This window comes from Haloparvum sedimenti (assembly GCF_001462205.1).
In the GTDB taxonomy this organism is placed as follows: domain Archaea; phylum Halobacteriota; class Halobacteria; order Halobacteriales; family Haloferacaceae; genus Haloparvum; species Haloparvum sedimenti.
On the sequence record NZ_LKIR01000040.1, the window covers coordinates 29,638 to 35,366 of the forward strand.

Below are 5,729 nucleotides of genomic sequence, written 5' to 3' on the forward strand. Positions count from 1 at the left end.
GACCAGGTGCTCACCTCCGAGGAGACCGGCCGCGAGAAGCCGTCGGCGATCATGTTCACGCTCCCGCTGGCGGAGCTGGACCTGCGCCCGAGCGAGGCGGTCATGGTCGGCGACTCGGTGCGAGCGGACGTGGAGGGCGGCAACGCGGTCGGGATGGACACGGTGCTTCTGGACCACGAGCGGGAGTCCGGGGAGGGCGGGACGGACCTCGAAGCGCTCTCCGGCCACGAACGGCCGAACCACCGGATCACCGAGTTCGCGTCGCTGACGGACGTCCTTCTCTGAACGACGCGGGAGCGCCTCGGAGCAACCATGGGGAGACTCCGAACCGACCTCGGAGCGACCCCGGAACGCCTTTGATCCTCGGCCCCGCCCTTCACCCATGGACCTCCGCATCGACCACGTGACCGTCGCGGGGCGGGACCTGGACCGGCTCACCGAGGCGTTCGAGGCGGCCGGATTTCCCGTCGCGTACGGCGGTCAGCACTCGAACGGCGTCACCCACATGGCGATCGTCGGCTTCCGGGACGGGAGCTACGTCGAGCTCATCTCGACGCTCGAGGACGGCGCGGCGTCCCCGTGGTGGGACTCGGCGATTCGGGAGAACGGCGGCCCGTGCGCGTGGGCCGTCGGCGTCGACGACGTCGCGGCGCGGACCGCGACGCTCCGCGACCGCGGCGTGCCCGTCGACGGCCCCGCCGCGTTCCAGCGGGAGCGCGAGGACGGGACGCTCGTCGAGTGGGACCTCACGTACTTGGAAGACGGCGATCCGGGCGCCCGGCTCCCGTTCCTGATCGAGGACCGGACGCCGCGCGAGCGGCGCGTTCAGCCGACCGGGGACCTGGCGTCGTCGCCGGTTCAGGGAGTGGACACGGTCGTGATCGGCGTCCCGGACCTCGACGATTCGGTCAAAGCGTTCGAGACCGCGTTCGACGCCGCCGAGCCGACGCGAAGCGCGTGCGAGGACCTCGACGCCACGGTCGCGTCGTTCCCGGGCCTGCCGGTGGCGCTAGCGCGACCGCGGGGGGACGGCTGGCTCGCCGACCGCGTCGAGCGGTTCGGCGCGTCGCCCGCAGCATATTTGCTGGGGTACGACGCGGACGCCGACCACGGCTTCGCGGACTGCACCGCGGGCGCGGTCGGGGAGCGCGCGGTCGAGTGGCTCCCGGTCACCCACCCCGTCGGCCGACCGTATCTGGGACTCGTCGCGACGGACGAGTAGCTGCGGCCGCACTACAAAACCGCAGCTACGGAAACCTGCAGGCAGAAAAGCGCTGGCAGAAAACGGTCGCTCGAAAACCGCCGACAAAAAACCGCGACGCGACAGCGAGCTATCCGCCGAGGAACTGCTGGCGGACCTCCTCGTCGCCGAGCAGGGCGTCGCCGTCGTCCTCGTAGCGGTTCTCGCCGCCGGCGAGCACATAGCCGCGGTCGCACCGGCGGAGCGCCTCCTTCGCGTTCTGCTCGACCATCAGGACGGTCGTGCCGGCGTCGTTGATCTCGTCGACACGGTCGAACATCTCGTCGACGAGGTCGGGTGCGAGCCCCGCGGACGGCTCGTCCAGCAGGAGCACGTCGGGGTCGAGCATCAGCGCACAGCCCATCGCGAGCATCTGGCGCTGGCCGCCCGAGAGGGAGCCGGCGTCCTCGTCGGTGCGGTCCGCGAGCGCCGGGAACCGGTCGTACACGTCGCGCTTCCGGCCCTCGGGAACCTCATCGAGCACGTACGCGCCGAGTCTGAGGTTCTCCTCGATCGTCAGCGTCGGGAAGACGTTGTCCGACTGGGGGACGTAGCCGATCCCCTTCCGGACGACCTCCTCGGGCGGCGCGCCCGCGAAGTCGGTCCCGCGGTAGCGGATCTCGCCGCCGAGGTGGGTGGCGATCCCGACGATCGTCTTCATCACCGTGGACTTGCCCGCACCGTTGGGGCCGACGATGGTGACGTACTCCCCATCGTCGACGTGGAGGTCGACGTTCGAGAGCACCTGCAGGTCGCCGTAGCCGGCGTCGAGATTCTCCACTTCGAGGAGGCTCATTCGTCGGCACCTCCGAGGTACGCCTCGATAACGCGCTCGTCGGAGAGCACGTCCTCCGGGTCGCCCTCGACGAGCAGGCCGCCCTGCTGGAGGACGACCAGTCGGTCGACGAGTTCGCTCAGCGTCTCGATCTCGTGTTCGATGACGACGACGGTCATGCCCTTCTCGTTGAGGTCGCGGATGCGGTCGGCGATCTCGCGGGTCAGCGTCGGGTTGACGCCCGCGAACGGTTCGTCGAGCATGAGGACCTCGGGGTCCAACATCAGCGCCCGCGCGAGCTCGAGGAGCTTCCGCTGACCGCCCGAGAGGTTGCTGCTGTACTCGTCCGCGAGGTGGTCGAGCTCGAACGTCTCGATCAGCTCGTCGGCTCGCTCCCGGACCGTCGCCTCGTGGTCCTGCATCGCGCCGCTCCGGAGCAGCGCCGGGAGCGTCCGCTCGCCCGGCTGGTCGGGCGCCGCGAGCCGAACGTTGTCGCGGACGGTCATCGTCTCCAGCTCCCGGGTGTCCTGGAACGTCCGCACCAGCCCCCGGTGGGCGAGCGACTCCGGCGCGTCGCCGGTCACGTCCGCGCCGTCGAGCGTGACCGTGCCCGCGTCCGGTTTGATCACGCCGCTGACGCAGTTGAAGAACGTCGACTTGCCCGCGCCGTTCGGGCCCATCACGCCGACGATCTCGCCCTCCTCGACGGAGACGGATAGGTCGTCGACGGCGCGCAGGCCGCCGAACTCCTTGACGAGTCCGTCGGTCGAGAGGAGGCTCATCGGTCCACCCCCAGTTCCTGGGCATTGCCCCAGATCCCGGCGGGCCGGTAGCGGATCACCGCGACGAGGATCATGCCGACGACGATCAGCCGGATCGAGGCGAACACGTCGCCCGACACCGGCGTCACGTCGAGCGCGAACCGCGAGACCAGCCGCAGGCCCATGATGATCGCCAGGCCGGCGAGCACCGCGCGGTGGTTCGCCGCTCCGCCGAGCAGCATCCCGATCCAGATCGTCACCGTCACCTGGATCGTGAAGAAGCCGGGCGCGACCGCGCCGTTGTACAGCGCGAACAGCCCGCCGGCGAGGCCGGCCAGCGCCGCGCCGTAGACGAACGCCTGCGTCTTGTAGGTGATCGTCGACTTGCCGAGCGAGCGCGTCACCAGTTCGTCGGCCCGGATCGCGCGGAGTACGCGGCCGTACGGCGCCTCGGTGAGACGCGTCACGGCCGCCAGCGTCACGAGCGTGACGCCGCCCAGCACGAACAGGGTCGCGACCAGCCTGGTGTCGCCGTCGGCGACGAGCGCGGCGATCGGCCGCGGGACGCCCAGGATGCCGACGTTCCCGCCGAAGATCCCCTGGAAGTTGACGAACACGGAGTGGAAGATCTCCGCGGTCGCGAGCGTGACGATCGCGAGGAAGTCCCCGCGGAGCCGGATCGAGGTGGCGCTGAGGCCGAGCCCCAGGACCGCGGCCGCGAGCACGCCGACGGCGAGTCCGATCGGCCACGGGTATCCCAGCGCGATGCCGGAGAAGCTGTCCTGTGCGGACAGCATCGCGGTCGCGTAGCCGCCGACCGCGAAGAACACGACGTGGCCGAAGTTGACCAGCCCGGCGTGGCCGTACTGGAGGTCGAGGCCGAGCACGAGCAGCCCGTAGACCACGAAGAGGATCCCGACCTCGACGAAGACGTACAGGAAGCTCGGGAGCTGTGCGCGCATCGGCGTGAACGCGAAGAGCGCACCGACGAGCAGGCAGACGACCCCCGCGAGCAGCGCGCGGTCGCCGTGGCCGGCGGGCAGTTTATCGAGTGCGCTCACGCCTCACGCACCTCCGTGCCGGCGATCCCGCTCGGCTTGACCAGCAGCACGCCGATGAGGATGACGAACGCGACCGCCGAGGAGAGCCCGGTCATCGAGGAGGGGAGGAACGCCGTCGAGACCGCGAGCACGAGCCCGATGACGTACGCCCCGAGGATCGCCCCGTACGGGCTCCCCGCGCCGCCGAGGATGGCGGCCGAGAGGATCTGCAGGATGTGGCTGAACCCGGTGTCCGCGCTGACGTTCGTCTGGATGGCCATCAGCACGCCCGCCAGCCCCGCAAGCACGCCCGCGAGTATCCAGACGCTGTCGCGGATCAGCTGGGTGTCGATGCCGCGGACGCGCGCGAGGCTCTCGTCGTCGCCCATCGCCCGCATCGCGATCCCGACGTCCGTCCGGGTCAGCAGACCGTGGATGGCCACGAACACCGCGGCCGCGGCGCCGATCACGATCAGGTGCTCCGAGGTGATGAAGAATCCACCGAGCAGGTCGATCGGACCGATCGACAGCGATGGCACCGCGTCGAAGCGGAAGGTGGCGGTCTCCGTGTCGAAGTACCGTGCGCTCCGGCCACCGACGAGCCGGATCGCGTTCCGAAGCGCGATCCCGAGGCCGATCGAGGTGAGCAGCATCGGCACCGGCCCGGTGTCGTTGATCGGGGTGAAGAAGCCGCGCGCGAGGACGATGCTGACGATCCCGCCGCCGATCATCGCGACGAGGACCGCGACCGGGAGCGGTACCGGGAGCGCGGTCGCCGCAACGAGACCGATGAACGCGCCGAGCGTGAGGTACTCGCCGTACGCGAAGTTGATCATGTTCACGATCCCGTAGATCAGGGTGAACCCGATCGCGGCGATCGCGATGTACGACCCCGTGACCAGTCCGAAGATGGCCTCCTGAAGCAGCCCCATCGCTTCAGTATTCGCCTTCCGCGACGTACTCGCGGACGGCCTCGGCCGACACCTCGCTCGTGGCGGTGAAGGCGCCGTCCTGAGCCGTGCTGATGGTCACGCTGCCGAAGACGTTGCCGTGCTCCGTGAAGTCGACCGGCGTCGCCGCGCCCTCGTAGGTGATCTCCTCGCCGTTGGCGAGCGCCTCCTTCCCCTCCGCGAAGCTGCTGACGGCCGTCCCGTCGCCGCGGCTGACGGGGCCGAGGTTCCGCTGGATCGCCTCGGGGCTCGCCTCGCCGGCGCGTTCGATGGCCAGCGCGGTCACCTGCACGGCGTCCCACGACGGCGGCGTCCAGCCGTTGATCTCCGCGTCGCCCTCCTCGGCGTAGATGCCTTCGAAGGTGTCGTAACTCGGGCCGGAGCGGCCGGGCGAGGCGACCCACGCGCCGTGGAGGTCGCTGCCGACCTGGTCGATGACCGCCTGCTGGGCCAGCGTGTCCGAGAGGATCGGCTGGCGGCCGTAGCCGCCGTCCGACCAGTCGCTCAGCGCCGTGATCGCCGACTCCTGGGGCATGCTGACGAGGAACGCGTCGAAGTCGGCGTCGAACAGGCGGCTGAGCGCCGACTGGTAGCTCGAACTGCCGAGCTCGACCTCGACGCGCTCGGCGACCTCCCCGCCGTTCTGCTCGTAGACGGAGAGGAACCCCTCGACGTAGCTGCGCTCACCCTCCGTGTTGCCGTTGATGATCCCGAGCGTCTCGTACCCCTCCTCGAGGGCGTAGACGGCGCTCCCGCCGGTGTGGACGGTGTCGCCGACGACGGTCCGCCACACCCACTCGTCGTCGCTCAGGTCGTCCGGCGTCCCCTTGTCCCCGCCGCGGGTGTCGAGGAACGTCGAGCCCGGCCACGGCGTGACGATCGGCGTCTGAAGGTCCTGCAGGAAGTCCCAGAGGGGGTTGATCTCGCTGGAGAAGAGGCCGACGATGGCGTCAGCGTCGTCGT

Annotated in this window: 7 protein-coding genes; 2 read left to right on the top strand and 5 right to left on the bottom strand. The window is 70.1% G+C overall.

What is annotated here, in order from left to right:
• On the top strand, nt 1-285 hold a 285-nt coding region (locus AN233_RS02100; protein ID WP_141654118.1), incomplete at its 5' end, for an HAD family hydrolase.
• 97 nt (nt 286-382) lie between these two features.
• Nucleotides 383-1,222 (top strand): VOC family protein, encoded by an 840-nt coding sequence (locus tag AN233_RS02105; RefSeq protein ID WP_058365211.1) that lies wholly within the window; start codon nt 383-385, stop codon nt 1,220-1,222.
• 109 nt (nt 1,223-1,331) lie between these two features.
• Here AN233_RS02105 and AN233_RS02110 read toward each other — a convergent pair whose 3' ends face one another.
• The 5 genes from AN233_RS02110 to AN233_RS02130 form a co-directional block, all read right to left on the bottom strand.
• Nucleotides 1,332-2,036: an ABC transporter ATP-binding protein gene (locus tag AN233_RS02110; RefSeq protein ID WP_058365212.1), complete on the bottom strand. Its 705-nt coding sequence runs from the start codon at nt 2,034-2,036 to the stop codon at nt 1,332-1,334.
• Nucleotides 2,033-2,797: an ABC transporter ATP-binding protein gene (locus AN233_RS02115; protein WP_058365213.1), complete on the bottom strand. Its 765-nt coding sequence runs from the start codon at nt 2,795-2,797 to the stop codon at nt 2,033-2,035. Before AN233_RS02115 ends, AN233_RS02110 begins: the two co-directional genes overlap by 4 nt.
• Nucleotides 2,794-3,837 (bottom strand): branched-chain amino acid ABC transporter permease, encoded by a 1,044-nt coding sequence (locus tag AN233_RS02120; RefSeq protein ID WP_058365214.1) that lies wholly within the window; start codon nt 3,835-3,837, stop codon nt 2,794-2,796. The genes AN233_RS02115 and AN233_RS02120 overlap by 4 nt, the downstream gene beginning before the upstream one ends.
• Nucleotides 3,834-4,748: a branched-chain amino acid ABC transporter permease gene (locus AN233_RS02125; RefSeq protein WP_058365215.1), complete on the bottom strand. Its 915-nt coding sequence runs from the start codon at nt 4,746-4,748 to the stop codon at nt 3,834-3,836. The genes AN233_RS02120 and AN233_RS02125 overlap by 4 nt, the downstream gene beginning before the upstream one ends.
• Nucleotides 4,749-4,752: 4 nt before the next feature.
• A partial coding sequence (locus AN233_RS02130; RefSeq protein WP_245625964.1) for an ABC transporter substrate-binding protein occupies nt 4,753-5,729 on the bottom strand: 977 nt, incomplete at its 5' end.

Bases quoted from the DNA above. Each gene is read 5' to 3' on its own strand.
- AN233_RS02110 (WP_058365212.1), bottom strand. From the start codon at position 2,036: ATGAGCCTCCTCGAAGTGGAGAATCTCGACGCCGGCTACGGCGACCTG.
- AN233_RS02115 (WP_058365213.1), bottom strand. From the start codon at position 2,797: ATGAGCCTCCTCTCGACCGACGGACTCGTCAAGGAGTTCGGCGGCCTG.
- AN233_RS02105 (WP_058365211.1), top strand. From the start codon at position 383: ATGGACCTCCGCATCGACCACGTGACCGTCGCGGGGCGGGACCTGGAC.
- AN233_RS02125 (WP_058365215.1), bottom strand. From the start codon at position 4,748: ATGGGGCTGCTTCAGGAGGCCATCTTCGGACTGGTCACGGGGTCGTAC.